Source organism: Paraburkholderia sp. RL18-085-BIA-A (genome assembly GCF_046027075.1).
Classification (GTDB): Bacteria; Pseudomonadota; Gammaproteobacteria; order Burkholderiales; family Burkholderiaceae; genus Paraburkholderia.
Genome location: NZ_JARESU010000586.1, coordinates 1 through 524, shown reverse-complemented (window position 1 = coordinate 524; position 524 = coordinate 1). Strand labels below are relative to the sequence as shown.

At 60.1% G+C, this 524-nt stretch carries 1 pseudogene; it reads left to right on the top strand.

The window, feature by feature from the left end:
• Positions 1-18: 18 nt before the first annotated feature.
• Positions 19-524, top strand: a pseudogene (locus tag P0D89_RS53960) (transposase); the annotation flags it as partial.

Below are 524 nucleotides of genomic sequence, written 5' to 3'. Positions count from 1 at the left end.
AGTTCTAACGTGGAACCCATTGAAGTTTTGACCCAGCCCGAACAGCGCCGTCGGCGCTCTGTCGAGGAGAAGCTCGCGATAGTGCGCGAGACCCTCGAGCCCGGCGCAACCGTTTCCGGAGTTGCCCGTCGTCATCAGGTGAATGCAAACCAGGTGTTCGCCTGGCGCAAGCTCTATCAGGACGGAAGCCTGTCAGCGGTCAGTGCCGGCGAGCAGGTGGTACCGGCGTCCGACCTGGCCGAGGCGATGAAGCAGATTCGTGAACTCCAGCGACTGCTGGGCAAGAAGACGATGGAAGTGGAGATTCTCCGCGAAGCAGTGGAGTACGGCCGGGCAAAAAAATTGATTGCGCGCTCACCATTGCTGCCGGTGGACGACCGATGAAGACGGTCTGTGAAGTCCTGGGTGTGTCGCGCTCTAATCTAGCGGTGAAATCAAAGCGCGAAGCTGAATGGGTTGACAAGCGCAAAACGCCCGCCCGTGACGACATGCCGCTCGTCGCGGAGCTTCAGGGGCTGGTTGCT